Here is a 22188-nt window from a genome sequence, read left to right as displayed (position 1 = left end):
GCGACACGGCGCTAGACTTCACCTCGATGTTCTACTGGCTGATGAAGTACGTCGTGATCGGCCCCGTGGTCAAGGCCGTGTTCCGCCCCTGGATCGTGGGGCGGAAGAACGTGCCCGCGACCGGGGCGGCGATCCTCGCCAGCAACCATCTCTCCTTCGCGGACTCGATCTTCCTGCCTCTCGTGATCGATCGGCCGATGTCGTTCCTCGCGAAGAGCGACTACTTCACCGGACGGGGCCTGAAGGGGTGGTCCACCCGCTTCTTCATGAAGGCGACGGGCCAGATCCCCATCGATCGCTCCGGTGGCAAGGCCTCCGAGGCCTCCCTGAACACCGGCCTCCAGGTCCTCGGCGGGGGCGACCTGCTCGGCATCTATCCGGAGGGCACCCGCAGCCCCGATGGCAAGCTCTACCGAGGCCGCACCGGCATCGCCCGGATGGCGCTCGAAGCGAAGGTCCCCGTCATCCCGGTCATCATGGTCGACACCGACACGGCCATGCCCATCGGCCGCCGGATCCCGCGCGTCATGCGGGTCGGAATCGTCATCGGCGAGCCGCTCGACTTCTCCCGCTACGCCGGCATGGAGAACGACCGCTACATCCTCCGTTCCGTCACGGACGAGATCATGGTGGCGCTCCAGCGCCTCGGTCAGCAGGAGTACGAGGACGTCTACGCGTCGACGGTCAAGGACCGCCTCCCGGCGCGCGTCACATAGGCTCCGGGGCGCGTCTCGGCGGTGTCGCCGCCCACTAGGCTGGACGCATGCTCCCGCACCACATCGAAGCCCTTGATGCCTGGCGCTCGCTTCCCATCAAGCAGCAGCCGCAGTGGCCAGACGCCGACCGCGTCGCCGACGTCTCCCGGCAGATCTCGAGCCTTCCGCCGCTGGTCTTCGCCGGTGAGGTCGACAACCTCCGCGACCGTCTCGCCCGGGCAGCCTCGGGGCAGGCCTTCCTGCTGCAGGGCGGCGACTGCGCCGAGACGTTCGCCGGCGCGACGGCTGAGCAGATCCGGAACCGCATCAAGACGGTGCTGCAGATGGCCGTGGTGCTCACGTACGGTGCCTCCATGCCGGTCGTCAAGATGGGGCGCATGGCCGGGCAGTTCGCCAAGCCGCGCTCGAGCGACACGGAGACGCGCGGCGACGTCACGCTTCCGGCGTACCGCGGCGACATCGTCAACGGCTACGACTTCACCGAAGGCTCGCGTCAGGCCGACCCCGGTCGTCTGCTGCAGGGCTACCACACCGCGGCCTCGACGCTGAACCTCATCCGGGCTTTCACGCAGGGTGGATTCGCCGACCTCCGGGAGGTGCACTCCTGGAACAAGGGCTTCGCCCAGAACCCCGCCAACCAGCGCTACGAGCGCATGGCCGCCGAGATCGATCGTGCGATCAAGTTCATGGAGGCCGCCGGCGCGGACTTCGACGAGCTGAAGCGGGTCGAGTTCTTCACCGGCCACGAGGGCCTGCTCATGGACTACGAGCGCCCGATGACCCGCATCGACTCCCGGACGGACACGCCGTACAACACCTCGGCCCACTTCCTGTGGATCGGGGAGCGCACGCGCGAGCTCGACGGTGCGCACGTCGACTACTTCTCGAAGATCCGGAACCCGATCGGCGTGAAGCTGGGCCCCACCACGACGCCGGAGACGGCGCTGGCGCTCATCGACAAGCTCGACCCTGAGCGCGAGCCCGGCCGCCTGACGTTCATCACGCGCATGGGTGCCGGCCGGATCCGCGACGCGCTGCCCCCGCTGCTGGAGGCCGTCCGGGAATCCGGTGCGCAGCCGCTGTGGGTCACCGACCCCATGCACGGCAACGGCATCACGACGCCCACCGGATACAAGACGCGCCGTTTCGATGACGTCGTCGACGAGGTCCGCGGCTTCTTCGAGGCGCACCGCGCCGTGGGTACCTTCCCCGGCGGCATCCACGTCGAGCTGACCGGCGACGACGTCACCGAGTGCCTGGGTGGGTCGGAGCAGATCGACGAGGCGGCCCTCGCGACGCGCTACGAGAGCCTGTGCGACCCGCGCCTGAACCACATGCAGTCCCTGGAGCTGGCCTTCCTCGTTGCCGAGGAGCTCGAGAAGCGCTGATCCACGTGCGGGATGCACGAAGGGGCCGGAACGATGTTCCGGCCCCTTCGTCGTGTCGGCGTCAGCCGGCGAAGCTCATGGTGAGCGTGATGCTCGTGCCCTTCCGCTGCGGGTCGGACGGGCTGTACGACTCCACGCGCGTGTTCTCGTTCGCGAGGAGATCCCACACGGAGTCGGGCAGACCGGTGCTGCTCGTGTAGCTCCAGGTGAAACCGGCGTCGCGCAACGCGGCGGTGGCCTCATCGCGCGTCATCCCGGAGACATCGGGAACGTCGAACAGCGGCGGCCCCTGCGAGACGATCAGCTGGATCGTCTCGCCCGGGCGCCATGATCCTCTCTCGGCGCGGTCCGCGTAGCCGATGACGCGGTCCTTGCCGATGGAGTCGCTCGGGCGGTAGATGTTCTCCTCCGCCACCTTCAGTCCCTTGCCGGTGAGCGTCTCGGTGGCCTGCTTGACCGTCATGTCCGTGACATCCGGCACCGGGCCGCGCGACACCTGGATGGTCGCCGTGTCCTTCTCGTGGACCGTGCAGCCCTGGTCGCAGGCGAAGGCATCTCCGCCGGCTCGGGGGGTGATGCGGACATTGACGACCGACCCGTCCGCGGTGTCGGTGAAGTACTCCTCGTCGTCGGTGATCTCCAGATTCGCCGCCTGCAATGCGGCCCGCACATCGTCGGCCGGCTCCCCGGCGACGGGGGCGAGGTCGTGCGAGGCCGGGCCGGCGGAGACGACGACGGCGACCGTGGTGCCCTTGTCGATCCTGGTGCCCGTGCCGGGGTCCGTCTCGATGACGATCCCCTTCTCGACATCCACGGAGAACTCGTCGCGCTGGGCGGGTTCGAAGCCGGCTTCGGCGAGGTCCGCGGCGGCTTCGTCGTAGGTCTGGCCCGCTACATCAGGCACCGCGATCAGCGATCCGGGACCGGAGCCGAACCACCATCCGACGCCGCCGGCGAGGACGGCGAGCAGCAGAACGAGGGAGAGGAGGAAGGTACCGCGGGCGCGGCGCTTGGCGGCTCGCCGGCGGAGGATCGTGGCGTTGTCGATCCCCGGGGAGGTGGCCGTCGCCGGCTCGGGGAGGACCATGGTGCCCGGCATGACCTTGGTGAGGTCTCCGGAATCTGCCTGGCCGTGGGAAGCGCCGGTGGTGCGGGTCACGGCGGGAGCGACCCCGATCTCACGCTCGATCTCGCGCAGGCGCTCGAGCATCTGCTGGGCATCGTCCGGACGCTCGTCCGGAGACTTCTCGGTCGCCCACAGCACGAGCTCGTCGAGCTGCTCCGGCACCGCGGGATTGCGGACGCTGGGCCGGGGAACCGACTCCGTGGCGTGCTGGAACGCGATCTGCATCGGCTGCTCGCCCTTGTAGGGCTGCTCGCCGACGAGCATCTCGTAGAGCATGATGCCGAGCGCGTAGATGTCGCTGCGGGCGTCGGCGGTGCCGCGGGTGACGAGCTCGGGCGCGAGGTACGCGATCGTCCCGAGGAGCTGCTGCCCGGTCGCGGTGTTCGCGGTCGTCGCCCTGGCGAGTCCGAAGTCGCCGATCTTGATGCGGCCGTCCTCCGCGAGCAGGACGTTCTCCGGCTTCACGTCGCGATGGACGATGCCCGCCCGATGCGCGGCGGACAGCCCGGCGAGAACGGCGTCCATGATGGTGATCGTCTGAGCGACGGTGAGGCGCTTCTGCTCGCGGAGCAGCTCCCGCAGGGTGATGCCGGGCAGATACTCCATGACGAGGTAGGCGAGCTCGCCGTCCTGGCCCTGATCGAAAACGTTGACCACGTGCGGGTCGGCGAGCCGCGCCGCGGCGCGTGCCTCCTGGATGAACCGGCTCTGGAACGCGGAGTCGTCGCTGAGGTGGGCGTGCATGACCTTCAGGGCGATGCGACGCTCGAGTCGGAGGTCGGTGGCGACATAGACCGTGGCCATTCCGCCGCGGGCGATCCGCGCGCGCACCCGGTACCGACCGTCGACAAGCCGCCCGATGAGGGGATCGGCTTGATGATTGGTCGTCACGACAGAAGTCTATGGACGATTGGCTGAAAGCCCCGGGAACGCCTCACCCCTCGAGGCATCCGGATTTCCGCAGGCGTCACCCGTGCTGGGCGAGCCATGCGTATGCCTGGTCCTCCCACTGCCCGTAGCGGTCCGGGTAGGCGGAGATCTGCACGGCCTGTGCCGCATCGGTGAACGCCATCGACTCCCAGCCCGGAATGTCGAGCAGCCCGCGGGTCAGATGCCCGTTCGGGTCGCCGGCGCCACCGTAGAAGACGCGGGTGCTCCGCTCTGCGTCCATGATCTGCGTCGGGGTGCCCCAGCCGGTGCTCGGGCGCTGTTGGAAGATCCCGAGCGAGTCGCGATCCCCCCAGTCCAGGTTGCGGAGATCCGACTCCACCATCCCGGTGGCAAGGGCGATGGCGATCCCGCGGTCGGAGACTCCGAGCTCGCGGCCCACGCGGATGATGAGCGCGGCGTTGGCCGCCTGCTCCGCTGTCAGGGTGGCGCTGCGCTGTCCGGTGGGTGCGGTGGCGGGCTTCGGAGCAGGTGCCTGCACGGCGAGGCGCTGACCCGGGTAGATGATCGACGACGCGCCGAGGCCGTTCCAGGCGAAGAGGGACTGCGTGGTGGTCCCGTACCGCTGAGCGATCGAGAACAGCGTCTCACCCGCGGCCACGGTGTGTGTCGCGCCACTCGGCTGCGCGCGCGGTGCCGGTGCCGCCGCGGGCGCGGCTGCGGGCGCAGCAGTTCCGGACACGACGAGCTTCTGCCCGGGATAGATGATGGCGCCGGCGGAAAGGCCGTTGGCGGCGAGGATCGCGCTGACCGAGGTGGCGTATTTCCGGGCGATGCCGAAGACGGTATCGCCCGCCACGACCGTGTGGCTCTTCGTCGCTGCGGGAGTCGGGGTGGGTGACGGCGCGGGAGCCCCGGCGGCGGCGCGCAGCTGCAGGCTCTGCCCCGGATAGATGACCGATCTCCAGGTGAGGCCGTTCCAGCCGAGGACGTCGGTCGTTCGGAGCCCGTAGCGACCGGCGATGCCGGCGACCGTGTCGCCCGGTTGCACGACATGCGAGGGCGGGATGTTCTGCGTCGGTGTGACGCGCGCCGGAGCGATGCGATGCCGTTCGTGCGGCGCGACCGGCGGTGCAGGCGCGGCGGCGGGCGTCGCCGTCAGAGTGGCGGCGAGAGCGCCGGCCACGGCTGTCTGGAAGATCACGTCAGCCCCCTTTTCGAGCACTTCACGCTGACACGGATGTATAGAGATGTCAACAGAAGTGACGGGTGTGACGAATGTGACGGAAGTGCTGAACATGCGCTCCGGCTGGCGAGGTGAGATAGTGGCAACGTGTCTGAGAACGTCGCTGCAACCCCTGATTCCGCCCTCGAATGGCTGACCATGCCCGACCTCGTCGAGGTTCTCGGCGAGCCGCTCGGGCGCGTGCGTCGTCTGATCGACGAGCACTACCTCGTCGGTTCGCGGCGCAGCGGCGTCTTCGCGGTGCCGTCGGTGTTCATCGTGGACGGGCAGCCGCTGAGCTCGCTTCGCGGGACGATCATCGTCCTGCAGGATGCCGGCTTCTCGGACGACGAGCTGATCGACTGGCTGCTCGCCGAGGAGGAGACCCTCGGGCGTTCCCCGATCGCCTCCCTGCTCGCCGGACACAAGAGCGAGGTCCGTCGGCTCGCGCGCACGCTCGCCTGAGAGATTCGTTCAGGAGGAGCGCACGGTCGCTGCTCTGCCGAGGTCGCGGAGCTCTCCGACAGCGGCGTCGTCGAGCCGGGCTCCGGAAAGCGCGCGATCGGCCTCTCTGGCGTACTCCGCGATCATCGTCTCGACCCGTTCGAGGGCCCCGGTTCCGGCGATCGTCTCCTGCAGGAACGACACCTGCGCTGCGGTCAGATCGGGATCGCCGAGCATCTCGTCGAGCAGCCGTCGCGCAGGGGTGTCCAGCTTCTCCCTGGTGAGGGCGATGAGCACGGTGCGCTTGCCCTCGCGCAGGTCATCGCCCGCGGGCTTGCCGGTGACGGCGGCATCGCCGAAGACGCCGAGCACGTCGTCACGCAACTGGAACGCGAGGCCGAGCGGGTGCCCGAAGCGCCGCAGCGCCGAGGTCTGCTCCGCGTCCGCGCCGGCGAGGCTCGCACCCAGGATGAGGGGCTGCTCGATGCTGTACCGCGCCGACTTCAGGGAGGCCACACGGAGCGCCCGTTCTGCATGCTCGCGGTCGTCGCTGACGCTCCACGCCGACTCCTCGGCGATGTCGAGGAACTGTCCGATCGTGACGTCGCGCCGCATGCGCGCGTACTCGGCGCGCACGGTCCATGCCTCCCCGTGCCCATCGAGCGCAGACTCCAGGAGGTCATCGCTCCACGCGACGAGGAGATCGCCGAGCAGCACGGAGCCGGCGCGGCCGAAGGCGGCGGCGTCTCCCCACCAACCGGCGGAGCGGTGGGACGCCTCGAGAGCTCGGTGAGCGGCGGGGCGGCCTCGACGGGTATCGGAGTTGTCGATCAGGTCGTCGTGCACGAGTGCGGCGGACTGGAAGATCTCCAGCGCCGCGCAGAGGTCCCACAGGGCGTCGTCCTCGGCGGCGAGACGGTCGCGGAAGCGGGAGACGGCGCGCCATCCTGCGTGGCAGAAACGGGCGCGCAGCCTCTTGCCTCCGGAGAGGGTGTCGGACGCCGCGTCGAGGAAGGCGGCGGCATCGTCGCCGTACTCCGCCGACTCCGTTCGCATGCGGTCGAGGAAGAGGTCCAGTCGCGCGGCCACGGCGTCGGGGACGGAGGGGGAGGGGGACGGCACGACTCCCAGCATACGTAAAGGATGAGACGCCTGAACTGCTAGCCCCGGACGCCGCTCGCGCGTAGACTGGAGGGCACGATACCCGAGGGGGATGAGATGCCACTCTCCGAACAGGAGCAACGTCTGCTCGACGAGATGGAACGCCATCTCCTGCACAATGACGCCGACGTGGTGAGCGCGCCGTCGGGTGATCGCACGCTCAGCTATCGCAACCTCGTCTACGGGGCCCTTCTCCTGCTCGCCGGCATCGGCGGACTCGTCGTCGGAGTCATCCTCGGGGACGTCTGGGGCATCGTCGTCGGCGTGATCGGATTCGCGGCCATGCTCGGCGGAGTGATGCTGGCTGTCACCCCGGTCCGGCGCAGCGGTCCGGCCGAGACCCGCACGCGCACCGCCCCGAAGCGGCAGGACTCCTCCTCCTTCATGGATCGCATGAACGACCGATGGGATCGGCGCCAGGACGGTCACTGACCCCTCCCTTTCTCTCCACCACGAAGCCCGGATGCTGAGCATCCGGGCTTTTTCGTGCGTACTGCGCCGTCGGCCCTCCACCAGCCCTCCACTGTCCTCCACCCTCCCTCCACCCTTCTCAACCGCGGAATTCCAGGGCATGAGCGAATGTCCGCCCGGCGGTGGGTGACGATAGCCTGGATTCACCGTAGGAATGTGGAGGAAAGTGGAGTAAAGTGGGGCGCACCTCGAGTTGGCCGGACGGAGAGGGGGTGATGGCCGATGCTGCTGGGGACGCACTCACCGAAGCTGGACGACAAGGGACGGGTCATCCTTCCCGCGAAGTTCCGCGAGGACCTGGGCGGCGGCATCGTCGTCACCCGGGGCCAGGAGCGCTGCCTCTACGTCTTCAGCACGGCCGAGTTCGAGGCGATGCACGAGCGGATCCGTCAGGCACCGCTCGCCAACAAGCAGGCGCGTGACTTCATGCGCATGTTCCTCTCCGGCGCCAGCGCGGAGATGCCCGACAGCCAGAACCGCATCACCATCCCCGCCCACCTGCGTCAGTACGCGGGTCTTCAGAAGGAGCTCATCGTGACCGGAGTCGGCGCCCACGCCGAGATCTGGGACGCGGAGAGCTGGAACGCCTACCTCGCCGCCGGCGAGGAGTCCTACGCCGAGCTGGAGCAGGAGGTGATTCCCGGACTGTTCTGACCACGGCTGTGATGCCCCGCCGCTCCCGCCCCGACACACTTCCCCGGTGCCGGGTCGAGATGCGGAGGGGGATCAGAGCCGAAGGTCGGACCCGAGAGAGATCATGAACCTCCGCGACATCCACACTCCTGTCCTGCTCGACCGCTGCGTCGAGCTCCTCGCGCCCGCCCTCCAGGAGGACGGCGCCGTGCTCGTCGATGCCACCCTCGGCATGGGCGGCCACTCGGAGGCGCTGCTCGAGCGATTCCCCGGCATCCGCCTCATCGGGCTGGACCGGGACACCGACGCGTTGAAGATCGCGGGGGAGCGGCTCGCCCGGTTCCGGGACCGGGTCACGCTCGTCCACACGGTCTACGACGAGATCGGGCTGCACGCTCAGGGCGCCGCCGGGATCCTGTTCGACCTGGGTGTCTCGTCGCTGCAGCTGGACGAGGCCGAACGCGGCTTCGCGTACTCCAAGGATGCGCCGCTCGACATGCGGATGGATCAGACGAAGGGCATCACCGCCGCCGAGGTCATCGCCACCTACAGCGAGGGGAACCTGCGGCGCATCTTCGAGCGGTACGGGGAGGAGAAGCTCGCCGGCCGGTATGCGCGCTTCATCATCGACGCTCGTCAGAAGCAGCCGATCACGCGATCGGGTGAGCTCGTCGATATCCTCGTGGCCGCGACCCCCGCGGCCGCGCAGCGGTCAGGGCACCCGGCGAAGCGCGTGTTCCAGGCCCTCCGGATCGAGGTCAACGCCGAGCTGAACGTCCTCGCTGACGCGATCCCCGCCGCGATGGACGCCCTCGCGGTCGGAGGGCGCATCGTGGTGATGTCGTACCAGTCCCTCGAGGACCGGTTGGTCAAGCAGGCCTTCGCCGCCGCCTCCTCCTCGACGGCGCCCGCCGGGTTGCCTGTCGAACTGCCCGAGCACGCCCCCCGATTCCGCATCCTGACCAAGGGTGCGGAACTCGCCGATGACGATGAGCGCGCACGCAATCCGCGTGCGATACCGGTGCGCCTGCGCGCCGCCGAGAAGGTGCGGGAGAGCGCATGAGCATGAACGCAGTCCGCAAGCCGACCCTGCCGCTGCAGCCGGCCGTTCCGGAGACGGCGCCCGAGCGGCGCCTGCAGCCGGTGACGGCCCCGGCACGACGCCGCAAGCCCAAACTCGCCTACGCGCTCGTCGCGCTGGGGGGCGCCCTGGCCATCGGCGCGGGGCAGGTCGGGCTCTCGCTGGCCATCACCCAGGATTCGTTCACGCTCGCCGGGCTCACGTCCCAGCAGCGTGAACTCGACCTCCGGACCGATGCGCTGCAGGAAGAGCTCACGGGACTGAGCTCCCCGCAGGTGCTCGCCAGCAGCGCCGCAGACCTCGGCATGGTCGTCGCGGGCGCCCCGTCCTATCTCCGCCTCAGCGACGGTGCCGTCTTCGGGGCGGGTACCGGGGCGGAGGGGGTGTCCACGATCGATCCCAACGGGAAGGCGGCCGTCGGCAACGTCCTCGTCACGGAGGAGACGCCGCCGGCGACGGACACGGCGGATGAAGCGGCCGGCGGCACATCGCCGGCGCAGGACCTGCCCCCGGCCATCACCGACGGCCTGCCCAGCCCCACGACGCACTGACCATTCCGACCGACGGAGAGATCCCATGACGACACGAGCCACGCGCGGACCGCGGCGACGCACTGTCGTCGCCCTGGCGGTCATCCTTTCCATCCTGGTGGCGTTCGTCGTCCGCCTCATCGACATCCAGGTGGTGAGCGCCGACGAGCACGTCAGCCAATCCCTCGAGCACATCGGCGACGGCTCGACGATCCCCGGCCAGCGGGGATCCATCGTCGACTCCGAGGGCACGGTCCTCGCATCGAGTGTCATGGTCTACGACGCGCAGCTCAGCCCACAGGTCATCAGGCTCACCGAGGAGAAGGATCCGGCTCTGCCGTGGGCCGAGGCCTCCGAGAAGATCGCCGCGATCACGGGGGTGCCGGGGGATGAGATCCGCAAGCGTGTCTCCGACGCCCTCGCCGAGAACCCGAACAGCCAGTACGCGCCACTGAAGACCGGGCTCAACACCGAGCAGTACATCGCGCTGCGCGACCTGGGCCTCGGATCGTATCTCGCGCTGAAGCCGCGCGAGACCCGGGTCTACCCCAACGGCGCCGTCGCAGGCAACGTGCTGGGCTTCCTCGACAACACGGGCGAGGCCAAAGCCGGTGTCGAGCAGCTCGAGCAGGCGTGCCTGGCGCCCGTGGACGGCGAGAAGACCTACCGCAAGGGCAAGTACGGGGTCGTGATCCCGGGCAGCGAGTCCGTCACCGACGCCGTCGACGGCGGCACGGTGCAGCTCACCATCAACAGCGACCTGCAGTGGTACCTCCAGCAGATGGTCGGCGAAGAGGCGCAGAAGCAGGGCGCGAAGGGCGGGACCGTGACGGTGGTCGAGGTGGGCACCGGCAAGATCCGCGCCGCCGCCGAATGGCCGGCGATGGATCCGAACGACCTGGACTCCTCGACGCCGGAGACCCGGTACAGCCAGATCTTCCACCGCGACTTCGAGCCCGGCTCGACGTTCAAGGCGATCACCGCGGCCGCGGCGATGGAGGGTGCCGGTCTCACTCCGCTCAGCACGGTCACGGCGTCGTCGCGCGAGACCTTCCCCAACGGCGCCGTGGTCAACGACGCATTCAGCCACCCCGCCTACAACTACACGCTGGCCGGCGGACTGATCGACTCGTCCAACACCGCGCTGTCGAAGTTCGGCACGATGGTCGCCCCCGAGGTCCGCTATGACTACCTGCAGCGCTTCGGAGTCGGGCAGAAGACGCTGGACTTCCCCTCCGAGGTGGGCGGCATCCTCCACCCGGTGAGCGACTGGGACAGCCAGTCGCTCTACACGACGACGTTCGGCCAGTACTTCACGGTGACGGCCCCCCAGCTCGCCGGCGCGTACCAGGCCATCGCCAACGGCGGGGAGAAGATCGACCTGTCGATGGTCGAGTCCTGCACCGCCCCCGACGGGACCGTGACGGAGACCCCGAAGCCGAAGCACGAGCAGATCGTGAAGGAGCAGACCGCGGCCGACCTGACCCGGATGCTGGAGAACGTCGCGGTGCAGGGCGGCAACGCCGATCGCATCCAGGTGCCCGGCTACCGGGTGACCAGCAAGACCGGTACCGCGCAGGTGTCGGACGGCAAGGGCGGTTACAAGGCGGGCGTCTACTACACCAGCATGGTGGGCTTCGCTCCCGTCGACGACCCCCAGTACGTCGTCGTGGTGACCCTCGACGAGCCGACTAAGGTTGTATCGTCCGCGGCCACCGCTTCCGCCTTCCAGAAGGCGATGACGCAGGTGATGAAGACCTATCGCGTGATGCCGTCCTCTGTCCCGATGGACGCGCTCCTCCCCAAGTTCGGATAGCCGGCGAGAGCCGCGCATGGAGATGACATGATCGCCCTGACGCTCGCTGAGATCACTGCCGCCATCGGTGGTGAACTGCGCGTGGCCGGAGAGCACACGCCGGAGACGGTGGTCGACGGGATCGTCGACACCGATTCGCGCACCATGGAGGCGGGGTCGATCTTCGTCGCCAAGCCCGGAGCCGAGACGGACGGGCACCGCTTCGTCGGTGCCGCCGTCGAAGCCGGTGCCGTGCTGGCGATCGTCGAGCACCCGGTCGACGTCGATGTCTCGCAGATCGTCGTGCCCGATGCCGTCGCGGCGCTCGGCGAGCTCGCCCGTGAGGTCGTGGCGCGCGTGCGGGCCGGCGGGAACCTGCGCATCGTCGGCATCACCGGCTCCAACGGCAAGACGACGACCAAGAACTTCCTCGCCCGCATCCTCGAGGACGAGGGCGAGACCGTCGCTCCGGTGAAGTCCTTCAACAACGAGGTCGGCGCCCCGGTGACGATGCTCCGCGTCACGCACGACACCCGCTTCCTGGTGAGCGAGTTCGGCGCCGCCGCGCCGGGCAGCATCGCGCGCCTCGCCGGCCTCGTCGAGCCCGACCTCGTCGTGGTGCTCATGGTCGGGATGGCCCACGCCGGGGGCTTCGGCGGCATCGAGGCCACGGCGAAGGCCAAGTCCGAGCTCGTCGCCGCGGCCCGCGTGCCCGGCACCGCCGTGCTCAACGCCGACGACCCCCGGGTCTGGGCGATGCGCGAGCTCGCGGAGAGCCGCGGCCTCCGCGTCGTCGGCTTCGGTCAGTCCGCCGCGGCCGCCGTGCACGCGCGGGACATCGAGGTGTCGGCCTCCGGCACCCAGTGCGTGATCGAGGCCGCGGGAGAGGACCTGCCGCTGCGGCTGCGCGTACTCGGGGCTCACCACGTCACGAACGCCCTCGCCGCGATCACCGCCGCCGTGGAGCTCGGCGTGGCCCCGTCCGATGCCGTCTCCCGGCTGGAGACCGTCGAGATCGCGGAGCGCTGGCGCATGCAGCCGCTGGGCAACGACCGCGTCCGGATCATCAACGACGCGTACAACGCCAGTCCCGATTCGATGGCGGCCGCGCTGCGGACCCTCGCCCAGATCACCGGCCCGGACGAGCGCACCGTCGCCGTGCTCGGCGCCATGAGCGAGCTCGGCGAGAGCGCCGGGGAGGAGCACGACCGCATCGGTCTGCTCGCCGTGCGCCTCAACATCCGGCGCATCGTCGTCGTCGGCCCGGAGGCCCGTCGGCTCTACCTCGCCGCCGTCGGCGAGGGGTCGTGGGACAGCGAAGCCGTGCATCTGCCGGACCAGGACGCCGCGTTCGAGTACCTCCGCACCGAGCTGCGCGACGGCGACCGCGTCCTGGTGAAGTCGTCCAATTCCGTGGGCCTCCGGCATCTCGGCGATCGTCTGGGAGAATTGTTCTCGTGAGGTCCCTCATCATGGCGGCGGCCATCTCGCTCGCCTTCACTCTCTTCCTGACTCCCGTCTTCCTCCGGCTCTTCCGCAAATGGGGCTGGGGGCAGGTCATCCGCACCCCGGAGGCCGCAGGCAACCCGAGCCACGAGGCCAAGCGCGGCACGCCCACGATGGGCGGGGTCATCTTCATCCTCGGCTCGATCGTGGGCTACTTCACCGGGGTCCTCGTCAGCGGGGAGACGCCGGCCCTGTCCGCGATCCTCGTCATCTGGCTCATGGTCGGCTTCGGCGTGGTTGGGTTCATCGACGACTACATGAAGGTACGCAGCCAGCGCAGCCTCGGGCTGTCGGGGTGGCGGAAGGTGATCGGTCAGCTCATCGTCGTGATCCCCTTCGGCATCGTGGCGCTCAACTTCCCGAACAAGTGGGGGCAGACGCCGGCCAGCGCGTCCATCTCGCTCTTCCGGGACATCACCTGGCTGAACCTCTTCGCGTTCGGCGTCATCCTCGGCTGGATCCTCTACCTCGCCTGGATCTCGATCATCGGGGTCGCGACCTCCAACAGCGTCAACCTCACCGACGGCCTCGACGGCCTCGCCGCCGGCGCGGGCGTGATCGTCGTCGGTGCATACAGCCTCATCGCGTTCTGGCAGTTCAAGCAGCCCTGCATCGGGGGAGACCCCGGTTCCCTCGGCGGTTGCTACGAGGTGCGCGACCCGTTCAACCTCGCCATCATCTCGGCCTCTTTCGCCGCGAGCCTCATCGGCTTCCTGTGGTGGAACGCCCCGAAGGCGAAGGTCTTCATGGGCGACGTGGGCTCGATGGCCATCGGCGGTGTCATCACCGCGATGGCGATCATGACCAGGACGGAGCTGCTGCTCCTCATCATCGCGGGCGTCTTCGTGCTCGCCTCCGGATCCGTGATCCTCCAGCGCGCCTACTTCAAGATCACCCGCGGCAAGCGGCTCTTCCTCATGAGCCCGTTCCACCACCACCTCGAGATGCGGGGATGGTCGGAGGTCACGATCGTGGTGCGGATGTGGATCATCGCGGGTCTGCTCGCCGTGTCCGCCGTCGGACTGTTCTACGTGGAGTGGCTGACCCGTGTCGGCTGAGCGCCTCGCCGGGCTGACGAGCTGGCACGCCGACTGGAGCGGCCTGCGCGTCGCCGTCCTCGGCCTCTCCATGACCGGCTTCTCCGTGGCCGACACCCTCGCCGAGCTCGGCGCCGACGTCCTCGTGCTGAGCGAGTCCGCGGAAGAGGAGTACGCCCGCCTCCTGCCCGTCATCGGCGCACGGCTGGAGCTCGGACCGCTCGACGCCGTCCCCGAGGCGCTGACGGCGTTCGCGCCTGAGGTCGTCATCGCGTCCCCGGGGTTCGCTCCGGCGCACCCGGTCATCCGCTGGGTCCAGGACGAGGGCATCGCCCTGTGGGGTGACGTCGAGCTCGCCTGGCGGGTGCGCGACAAGGTCCTCCGTGCGGACGGCACGCCGGCGGACTGGGTGCTCATCACCGGCACCAACGGCAAGACGACCACGACCCAGCTCACGGCGACGCTGCTCGTCTCCGGCGGACTCCGTGCCGCACCGTGCGGCAACATCGGCGTCCCCGTGCTGGACGCGGTCCGCGACCCCGCCGGCTTCGACGTGCTCGTCGTCGAACTCTCCAGCCACCAGCTCTGGTATCTCGGCCTGTCGCGCCCGGAGGGGGAGCTCTTCCCGCACGCTGCGGTCTGCCTCAACCTCGCCGACGATCATCTCGTCTGGCACGGCAGCGCGCAGGCCTACCGGGACGCGAAGGCCCTGGTCTATCGGAACACCCGCGTCGCCTGCGTCTACAACAAGGCCGACGAGGCCACGCGGCGGATGGTCGAGGAGGCCGAGGTCGTCGAGGGCGCTCGTGCCATCGGCTTCGACCTCGGCATCCCCGGGCCGAGCGATCTCGGCGTCGTGGAGGGGCTGCTCGTCGATCGGGCGTTCCTCGACGACCGCGCGCGCAGCGCCCTGGAGCTGACCACGGTCGCCGACCTGGAGGCCGCCGGCCTGTCGGCCCCGCACATCGTGCAGAACATCCTCGCTGCCAGTGCTCTCGCCCGGTCCCTCGGGGTCGAGCCCGAGGCCATCCACGGGGCGCTGCAGAGCTTCCGGCTGGATGCACACCGCATCGAGGTCGTCGCACGCCACGCCGGCATCACCTGGGTCGATGACTCCAAGGCGACGAACCCGCATGCGGCCGCGTCGTCACTGCGCGCGTACCCCGGTGCGGTGTGGGTCGTGGGTGGCGATCTCAAGGGCGTCGACATCGCCGATCTCGTCGCGGACGCGGGCGCGACCGCGCGCGCGGCTGTCGTCATCGGAGTGGACCGCACGGCCGTCGTCGCGGCATTCGAGCGACACGCGCCGACGGTGCCGGTCTTCGAGGTCGATGCTGGCGACACTGGACAGGTCATGAACCGCGTCGTGGAGATCGCGGCGGGGATCGTCGACGGGGAGGGCACCGTGCTCCTCGCTCCCGCCGCCGCATCCTTCGACCAGTTCTCCAGCTATGCGGATCGCGGCCACCGCTTCGCCGAAGCGGTGCGGGAATGGATCGATCGGGGGAGCGCCGATGACGCAGGTGGCTCGCCCTCCGCGGTCTGAGTCGGGAGGCCTCGCGGCGCGGGTCTCGCTCGGACGCCGGTTCACGCCGGTGTCCACCGAGTTCCTGCTGATCGCGTCGACCGCCCTGCTCCTGACGATCTTCGGCCTCGTGATGGTGCTGTCGGCGACGAGCGCGACAGCGGTGGCGAAGGCCCAGAACCCGCTGGACGGTGCTCTCCGCCAAGGCGTCTTCGCTCTGCTCGGCATCCCGTTGATGTTCCTCATCAGCCGCTTCCCCGTGGCGTTCCTCAAGCGCATGGCGTGGCCGGCGCTGTTCGGCGCCGTGGCCCTGCAGCTCCTGGTGTTCACGCCACTCGGCGTCGCCGACGGCGGAAACCGGAACTGGATCCAGGTAGCGGGCTTCCAGATGCAACCGTCCGAGTTCCTCAAGCTGGCGCTCGCCCTGTGGATCGCCGCGGTCCTGCTGCGCAAGCAGACCATGCTCGGCACCTGGCACCACGTCTTCATCCCCGTCGTACCCGTCGGCGCGCTGGCGATCGGCACCGTGCTCGCGGGTAAGGACCTCGGCACCGCGATGGTGCTGGTCCTCATCCTCCTCGGCTGCCTCTTCTTCTCGGGCGTGAAGCTGCGGCTGTTCATCATCCCGATGATCCTGGGCGTGGCTGCTGTCCTCGCTTATGCGCTCTCCAGCAAGGACCGCATGCGGCGCATCACCGCCACCTGCGACGACATGACGCTCTACTACAACGACTGCTACCAGTCGATCCACGGCATCTGGGGCATGGCCTCCGGCGGTGTCTTCGGGCTCGGCCTCGGTAACTCCCAGGAGAAGTACGGGTGGCTCCCGGCGGCAGGAAACGACTTCATCTTCGCGATCGTCGGCGAGGAGCTGGGGCTGATCGGCTGCATCGTCGTGCTCGCCCTCTTCACGTTCTTCACCGTGGGTGTCTTCCATGTCATCCGCAAGACCTCGGACCCGTTCATCCGCGTCGCGGCCGGGGGGATCACGGTGTGGATCGTGGGTCAGGCCGTGCTGAACGTCGGCGTCGTCATCGGGGTCTTCCCCGTGATGGGTGTGCCCCTTCCCTTCATGTCCCAGGGGGGGACGGCGCTCTTGGCCGTGCTCATCGCCTGCGGTGTCCTGCTGGCTTTCGCGCGGACCATCCCGGTCGCCGAGAAGCAGTCAGCCGAGCGGGGTAGGGTCGCGAGGTGACTTCGTACCTCCTCGCCGGCGGTGGCACCGCCGGCCATGTGAACCCGCTGCTCGCCGTCGCCGACGCGTTGCGTGAGCGCGACTCCACGGCGACGATCCTGGTGCTCGGCACCGCGGAGGGGCTGGAGTCCCGTCTCGTCCCCGAGCGCGGCTACGAGCTGCTCATCGTCGACAAGGTGCCGTTCCCGCGGCGCCCGAACGCGCAGGCCGCCGCGTTCCCCGCGCGGTTCCGCCGGGCGATCGCCCAGGTGCGTGCGCACATCCGGCAGCACGGGATCGACGTCGTGGTGGGCTTCGGCGGCTACGCCTCCGCACCCGCCTACGTCGCCGCGCGTCGCGAGCGCGTGCCCTTCGTCGTGCACGAGGCCAATGCGAAGCCCGGGCTGGCGAATGTGCTCGGTGCCCGGGCAGCGGCGGGGGTCGGCGTGGCCTTCGCCGGGACGCCGCTCCGCGGGAGCGAGGTGGTCGGCATGCCGCTGCGGCGCGAGGTCATCACGCTCGACCGGGCGGCACGGCGGGCCGAGGCCGCGGAGTACTTCGGGCTCGACCCCGATCGCCCCGTGCTGCTCGTCTTCGGCGGCTCGCTCGGAGCGCAGCGCTTGAACGACGCTCTGGCGGATTCCTGGCGCGACATCCTCGCCGCGGGCTGGCAACTGCTGCACGTGACGGGGGAGCGCAGCGACCTCGCCGACCCGGGAGTGCCCGGCTATGCCCTCCGCCGGTACGTCGACCGCATGGATCTCGCGTTCGCCCTGGCCGACCTCATCGTGTCGCGTTCGGGATCGGCCACGGTGAGCGAGATCAGCGCGCTCGGTATCCCCGCGCTGTACGTGCCGTACTCGGTGGGCAACGGGGAGCAGCGTCTGAACGCCGGCTCGGCCGTGGCCGCCGGTGCCGCGCAGCTCCTTGACGATGCGACGTTCAACGGCGACGCCGTCCGGCGGATCGTCGTGCCGCTGCTCGGCGATCCCGACCGCATCCGGCGCATGGCGGAGGCGGCGGAGACCGCGGGCACCCGGACAGGGACCGAGAACGTCGTGGCGATGATCGATCGTGCCCTCGGTGCGGTGTGACGCCGCCGCCCGGACGAGAACGAAAAGTAGACTGAAGCGGACATGATCAGACCCGACCTCTCCCTCCCCATCCCCGAGACGATCACCTCCGCGCACTTCATCGGCATCGGTGGATCCGGGATGAGCGGACTCGCCAAGATGTTACTCGACGCGGGCATCCGCGTCTCCGGCAGCGACCGCGCCGACAGCGACAACCTGCGGGCGCTGGCCGCCGCGGGGGCGACGGTCCACGTCGGTCATGATGCCGCTCACCTCGGCGACGCCGACACGGTCGTGCACACCGGCGCCATCTGGCCGGAGAACCCCGAGTTCGTCACCGCCAAGGAGCGGGGCCTCCACGTCATCCACCGGTCCCAGGCGCTGCACTGGCTGATCGGCACGCGGCGCCTCGTCTCGGTGGCGGGCGCGCACGGAAAGACCACATCGACGGGCATGATCGTCACCGCCTTGCGTGACCTCGGCGCCGATCCGCACTTCGTCAACGGCGGCGTGATCGAGCAGCTCGGCACGTCCAGCGCGACCGGGAGCGGCGACCTCTTCGTCATCGAGGCGGACGAGTCCGACGGCACCTTCCTCCTCTACGACACGGCTGTCGCGCTCATCACGAACGTCGACCCCGATCACCTCGACCACTACGGCTCCGACGAAGCCTTCCACGACGCCTTCGTGCGGTTCGCGGACGCCGCGTCGGAGGCGGTCGTCATCTCCAGCGACGACCCCGGCGCGCTCCGGGTCCTGGCAGGGCTGTCCCACCCGCGTGTCCTGACGTTCGGGCAGGCCGAGGAGGCCGACGTCCGCGTCAGCGAGATCGTCACCGCGGGCCCCGTCGCCGCCGTCGTCTCGCACGGAGGGGAGACGGAGCGCATGCAGCTCGCGGTCCCCGGCGTGCACAACGCGATCAACGCGACGGGGGCGGTCGCCGTCCTCCTCGCGCTCGGCCACCCGCTCCGCGACGCCGTGCGCGCCGTCGAGGGCTTCGCGGGAACCGTCCGTCGTCTCGAGCGCCACGGTGAGGAGCGCGGGGTCACGGTCTACGACGACTACTCCCATCACCCCACCGAGGTGCGCGCCGCGTTGGAGGCCATGCGCAGTCTGGCGGGTTCCGGCCGGCTTATCGCGATCCAGCAGCCGCACACGTACTCCCGGACGCAGCACATGTACCAGGAGTTCGCGGACGTCCTGGAGGAGCTCGCCGACCACACCGTGATGCTGGACGTCTACGGCGCCAGGGAAGACCCGGTGCCTGGCGTTACCGGTGAGCTGGTGAGCGGCGCGTTCCAGGACCCCTCCCGCGTGCACTTCGTCGCCGACTGGCAGGAAGCGGCCGACTACACGGCATCGGTTGCGGAGGAGGGTGACTTCGTCGTGACCCTCGGCTGCGGTAACGTCTACCAGCTCATCCCGCAGGTGCTGGAGTCACTTCGCCGGACCGACGGGGCGTAGCCCATGCGCCGGCCGCCCCCACTCCCGAGCGCTCCGGATACCCCGGGGGAGACGGACGACGCGTCCGAACGGCCCCTCCGCCGGCGTCCCGCCCCGCTGCGGTCGCCGGAGGAGGGGGGAGGCGCCTCGCCGGTCGAGTCCTCCGCAGTGATGCCCGAGGAGCGACCGATCCCGCGTTCGTCCATGGATGTCTGGCGCGCCGCACGCGCCCGCCGCAAGGCGCTCAGGGCGGAGATCCGTCGGTTCACCCAGCGATCCCGGCGGCGTCGTCTCGTCTGGCTGAGTGCCCTCGGAGCCGTGGTGCTGCTGATCGGAGGGAGTGTCGCCGCCGCCTACAGTCCGCTCTTCGCTGTGCAGCGCATCACGGTCACCGGCACCACGACGATCGATCCCGCGGTGATCGAAGGTGCCCTCGCGGACCAGCTCGGCACGCCGCTCGCCCTGGTCGATACGAGCGAGGTCAAGGCGGCATTGCTGACGTTTCCGCTCATCGAGACGTATGCCCTGGAAGCACGTCCGCCGCACGACCTGACCGTGCGCATCGTCGAGCGTACGCCGATCGGGGTGGTCGAGTCGGGTGCCGGGTTCACGCTCGTCGACGCAGCGGGCGTCGCTCTCTCGACGACAGCCCAGCGCCCCGCGGGACAGCCGCTGGTGGAGGTGGAGGGTGGGGTCGACTCGGCTGCCTTCCGCAGTGCCGGGCTCGTCGTCCGGGCGCTTCCGTCGGACATCCGCAAGACGCTCACCGGTGTGCGGGCCTCGACGGCGGACGACGTGACCTTGACCCTTGAGTCAGGACTCACGGTCGTGTGGGGGAGCCAGGAGGACTCGGGGTTGAAGGCGCTCGCACTCTCCGCCGCGCTCGTGAAGAACCCCGATGCCTCGTCGATCGACGTCACGTCTCCCGATGTGGCGGTCGTCGGCTGATCACTTTCGGCGGGAATGGCGCGACACGCCCATGTCGCTGCGCGTGCGGGGCCGGGCGGCGCATACCTTCGATCTGAGAGAACGCAATACCGGGAAATACTTTACACCTCTAGTTGAGGTTTAAGGTTCACCCCCTTCCAGGCTCTACTAATCGGAGGCCGGCCATGAGCCAGAACCAGAACTACCTCGCCGTGATCAAGGTCGTCGGCGTCGGCGGTGGCGGCGTCAACGCCGTCAACCGCATGATCGAGCTCGGTCTCCGCGGAGTCGAGTTCATCGCCGTCAACACCGACGCCCAGGCGCTGCTCATGAGCGACGCCGACGTCAAGCTGGACGTGGGCCGCGAGCTCACCCGCGGTCTCGGCGCTGGTGCCGACCCCGAGGTGGGTCGTCGCGCCGCAGAGGACCACGCGGAGGAGATCGAGCAGGCCCTGACCGGTGCCGACATGGTCTTCGTCACCGCCGGAGAGGGGGGCGGCACCGGAACGGGTGGTGCCCCCGTCGTCGCCCGCATCGCGAAGTCGATCGGCGCGCTGACCATCGGTGTCGTCACGAAGCCGTTCTCCTTCGAGGGGCGTCGCCGCCAGAGCCAGGCCGAGGCGGGCGTCGCGAAGCTGAAGGAAGAGGTCGACACCCTCATCGTCGTCCCGAACGACCGTCTTCTCGAGATCAGCGACCGCGGCATCTCGATGATCGAGGCGTTCGCGACTGCCGACCAGGTCCTCCTCGCCGGTGTGCAGGGCATCACCGACCTCATCACGACCCCCGGTCTGATCAACCTGGACTTCGCCGACGTGAAGTCGGTCATGCAGGGAGCGGGATCCGCCCTGATGGGCATCGGTTCGGCCCGTGGCGCAGACCGTGCGATCAAGGCGGCGGAGCTCGCCGTCGAGTCGCCGCTGCTCGAGGCCTCGATCGAAGGTGCGCACGGTGTGCTGCTGTCGATCCAGGGTGGCTCGAACCTCGGCATCTTCGAGATCCACGACGCGGCGGATCTCGTCAAGGAGGCCGCGCACCCCGAGGCCAACATCATCTTCGGTACGGTCATCGACGACACGCTCGGCGACGAGGTGCGGGTGACCGTGATCGCCGCGGGCTTCGACGGCGGCGAGCCCTCGCTGCGGCTGGACCCGATGGTCGTCTCGCGTCCCTCGACCGCGTCTCTTCCCGAGGTGGCGCTGTCGGAGACCTCCGAGCCTGCGGCAGAGAAGAGCACGCCCGAGCCCGCCCCGGCGCCGACGGCACCGCGCACGCCGACGACGAGCATCGAGCCGGCCTTCGCCGACGACGACATCGACATCCCCGAATTCCTGAAGTGACGACACCGGTCGGCGCTTCGGCGCCATCGGACCTGGCCGCGCGGCTGTCGGCGATCGACGAGAAGATCGCCGACGCCGCGCGTGCCGCCGGGCGTTCCCCCGAGGGGATCACCCGGATCGTCGTCACCAAGTTCCACCCTGCCTCCTTGGTGCGCGATCTGCACGCTCTCGGAGTGCACGCGGTGGGGGAGAACCGGCAGCAGGAGCTCACCGCCAAGGCGGGCGAACTCTCCGCCCTCGACCTCGAGTGGCATTTCATCGGGCAGGGGCAGACGAACAAGGCCGCGGCGATCAGGCGGAGCGCCGACGTCGTGCATTCGGTGGACCGTGGCCGGTTCGCCGATGCCCTGCACCGTGCAGCCGAGACCGACGAGGTGCTCGACGTGCTCGTCCAGGTGAATCTCACCGAGGATGAGGGCAGGGGAGGCGTGCCGCCGGCGTCGGCGGTGGCGCTGGCCGAGCACGTGCTCGGTCTGTCCTCGCTGCGGCTCCGAGGCGTGATGGCCGTCGCGCCCCTCGACGAGGATCCTGCGAGCGCCTTCGCCCGTCTGCACCACATCGCCGCCGACGTGCGGACCGTCGCTCCCGAGGCGACCTGGATCTCCGCCGGGATGACCGGCGATTTCGCCGAGGCCATCGCCGCCGGCGCGACACACCTGCGGATCGGTTCCGCAATCACGGGACCGCGCCCCGCCCGGGGCTAAC

General features: G+C 69.5%; 20 protein-coding genes. 17 read left to right on the top strand and 3 right to left on the bottom strand.

What is annotated here, in order from left to right:
• Nucleotides 1-26 precede the first annotated feature (26 nt).
• Nucleotides 27-716 (top strand): lysophospholipid acyltransferase family protein, encoded by a 690-nt coding sequence (locus WFJ36_RS06735; RefSeq protein WP_071329902.1) that lies wholly within the window; start codon nucleotides 27-29, stop codon nucleotides 714-716.
• 47 nt (nucleotides 717-763) lie between these two features.
• Complete coding sequence (locus WFJ36_RS06730) at nucleotides 764-2104, top strand: class II 3-deoxy-7-phosphoheptulonate synthase (protein ID WP_071329851.1); 1341 nt, start codon at nucleotides 764-766, stop codon at nucleotides 2102-2104.
• Between the two features lie 61 nt (nucleotides 2105-2165).
• Here the strand turns inward: WFJ36_RS06730 and pknB are convergent, their stop codons facing one another.
• Entirely contained in the window at nucleotides 2166-4121 is a 1956-nt protein-coding gene (gene pknB / locus WFJ36_RS06725; RefSeq protein WP_071329850.1) for a Stk1 family PASTA domain-containing Ser/Thr kinase, read from the bottom strand.
• A gap of 76 nt (nucleotides 4122-4197) precedes the next feature.
• The gene (locus WFJ36_RS06720; protein ID WP_336642939.1) at nucleotides 4198-5322 is read right to left on the bottom strand and encodes a LysM peptidoglycan-binding domain-containing protein; all 1125 of its coding nucleotides are present in this window, start codon (nucleotides 5320-5322) and stop codon (nucleotides 4198-4200) included.
• 129 nt (nucleotides 5323-5451) lie between these two features.
• Here WFJ36_RS06720 and WFJ36_RS06715 point away from each other — a divergent pair, with 129 nt between their 5' ends.
• Nucleotides 5452-5808 (top strand): Rv2175c family DNA-binding protein, encoded by a 357-nt coding sequence (locus WFJ36_RS06715; protein ID WP_336642938.1) that lies wholly within the window; start codon nucleotides 5452-5454, stop codon nucleotides 5806-5808.
• Between the two features lie 9 nt (nucleotides 5809-5817).
• Here WFJ36_RS06715 and WFJ36_RS06710 read toward each other — a convergent pair whose 3' ends face one another.
• Nucleotides 5818-6921, bottom strand: a complete 1104-nt coding sequence (locus WFJ36_RS06710; RefSeq protein ID WP_071329848.1) for a polyprenyl synthetase family protein — start codon at nucleotides 6919-6921, stop codon at nucleotides 5818-5820.
• An 84-nt stretch (nucleotides 6922-7005) separates the two neighbouring features.
• Between WFJ36_RS06710 and WFJ36_RS06705 the strand changes: the two genes are divergently transcribed.
• The 14 genes from WFJ36_RS06705 (at nucleotide 7006) to WFJ36_RS06640 (ending at nucleotide 22187) form a co-directional block, all read left to right on the top strand.
• Nucleotides 7006-7380, top strand: a complete 375-nt coding sequence (locus tag WFJ36_RS06705; protein WP_025105096.1) for a DUF3040 domain-containing protein — start codon at nucleotides 7006-7008, stop codon at nucleotides 7378-7380.
• Between the two features lie 261 nt (nucleotides 7381-7641).
• A complete protein-coding gene (mraZ, locus tag WFJ36_RS06700; protein WP_025105095.1) occupies nucleotides 7642-8073 on the top strand; it encodes a division/cell wall cluster transcriptional repressor MraZ in 432 nt (143 codons plus the stop codon).
• Nucleotides 8074-8176: 103 nt separating this feature from the next.
• Nucleotides 8177-9115, top strand: a complete 939-nt coding sequence (rsmH, locus tag WFJ36_RS06695; protein ID WP_336642937.1) for a 16S rRNA (cytosine(1402)-N(4))-methyltransferase RsmH — start codon at nucleotides 8177-8179, stop codon at nucleotides 9113-9115.
• On the top strand, nucleotides 9112-9684 hold the full coding sequence (locus WFJ36_RS06690; protein ID WP_071329846.1) for a hypothetical protein: 573 nt from the start codon (nucleotides 9112-9114) through the stop codon (nucleotides 9682-9684). Before rsmH ends, WFJ36_RS06690 begins: the two co-directional genes overlap by 4 nt.
• 25 nt (nucleotides 9685-9709) lie before the next feature.
• The gene (locus WFJ36_RS06685; RefSeq protein WP_336642936.1) at nucleotides 9710-11479 is read left to right on the top strand and encodes a peptidoglycan D,D-transpeptidase FtsI family protein; all 1770 of its coding nucleotides are present in this window, start codon (nucleotides 9710-9712) and stop codon (nucleotides 11477-11479) included.
• A 27-nt stretch (nucleotides 11480-11506) separates the two neighbouring features.
• Nucleotides 11507-12919 carry a UDP-N-acetylmuramoyl-tripeptide--D-alanyl-D-alanine ligase gene (locus WFJ36_RS06680; RefSeq protein ID WP_292790744.1) on the top strand — a complete coding sequence of 471 codons (1413 nt, stop codon included), beginning with the start codon at nucleotides 11507-11509 and terminating at the stop codon, nucleotides 12917-12919.
• On the top strand, nucleotides 12916-14022 hold the full coding sequence (gene mraY, locus WFJ36_RS06675; RefSeq protein ID WP_071329843.1) for a phospho-N-acetylmuramoyl-pentapeptide-transferase: 1107 nt from the start codon (nucleotides 12916-12918) through the stop codon (nucleotides 14020-14022). Before WFJ36_RS06680 ends, mraY begins: the two co-directional genes overlap by 4 nt.
• Nucleotides 14012-15547, top strand: coding sequence for a UDP-N-acetylmuramoyl-L-alanine--D-glutamate ligase (gene murD, locus WFJ36_RS06670; RefSeq protein WP_336642935.1), 1536 nt, complete (start codon nucleotides 14012-14014; stop codon nucleotides 15545-15547). Before mraY ends, murD begins: the two co-directional genes overlap by 11 nt.
• A complete protein-coding gene (gene ftsW / locus WFJ36_RS06665; protein WP_071329841.1) occupies nucleotides 15516-16721 on the top strand; it encodes a putative lipid II flippase FtsW in 1206 nt (401 codons plus the stop codon). Before murD ends, ftsW begins: the two co-directional genes overlap by 32 nt.
• Nucleotides 16718-17794, top strand: coding sequence for a UDP-N-acetylglucosamine--N-acetylmuramyl-(pentapeptide) pyrophosphoryl-undecaprenol N-acetylglucosamine transferase (locus WFJ36_RS06660; RefSeq protein ID WP_336642934.1), 1077 nt, complete (start codon nucleotides 16718-16720; stop codon nucleotides 17792-17794). The genes ftsW and WFJ36_RS06660 overlap by 4 nt, the downstream gene beginning before the upstream one ends.
• A 42-nt stretch (nucleotides 17795-17836) precedes the next feature.
• Nucleotides 17837-19237, top strand: a complete 1401-nt coding sequence (gene murC / locus WFJ36_RS06655; RefSeq protein ID WP_336642933.1) for a UDP-N-acetylmuramate--L-alanine ligase — start codon at nucleotides 17837-17839, stop codon at nucleotides 19235-19237.
• A 183-nt stretch (nucleotides 19238-19420) separates the two neighbouring features.
• Nucleotides 19421-20164, top strand: coding sequence for an FtsQ-type POTRA domain-containing protein (locus tag WFJ36_RS06650; RefSeq protein ID WP_336642932.1), 744 nt, complete (start codon nucleotides 19421-19423; stop codon nucleotides 20162-20164).
• Between the two features lie 164 nt (nucleotides 20165-20328).
• Entirely contained in the window at nucleotides 20329-21483 is a 1155-nt protein-coding gene (gene ftsZ / locus WFJ36_RS06645) for a cell division protein FtsZ (protein WP_060922670.1), read from the top strand.
• A complete protein-coding gene (locus WFJ36_RS06640) occupies nucleotides 21480-22187 on the top strand; it encodes a YggS family pyridoxal phosphate-dependent enzyme (RefSeq protein WP_336642931.1) in 708 nt (235 codons plus the stop codon). The genes ftsZ and WFJ36_RS06640 overlap by 4 nt, the downstream gene beginning before the upstream one ends.
• Nucleotide 22188: the final 1 nt, after the last annotated feature.

Origin of the sequence: Microbacterium sp. MMO-113 (genome assembly GCF_037148555.1) — a bacterium.
Classification (GTDB): Bacteria; Actinomycetota; Actinomycetes; order Actinomycetales; family Microbacteriaceae; genus Microbacterium.
Note: the sequence above shows the minus strand (reverse complement) of the source record. Positions and strands in the feature narration are given on the sequence as shown.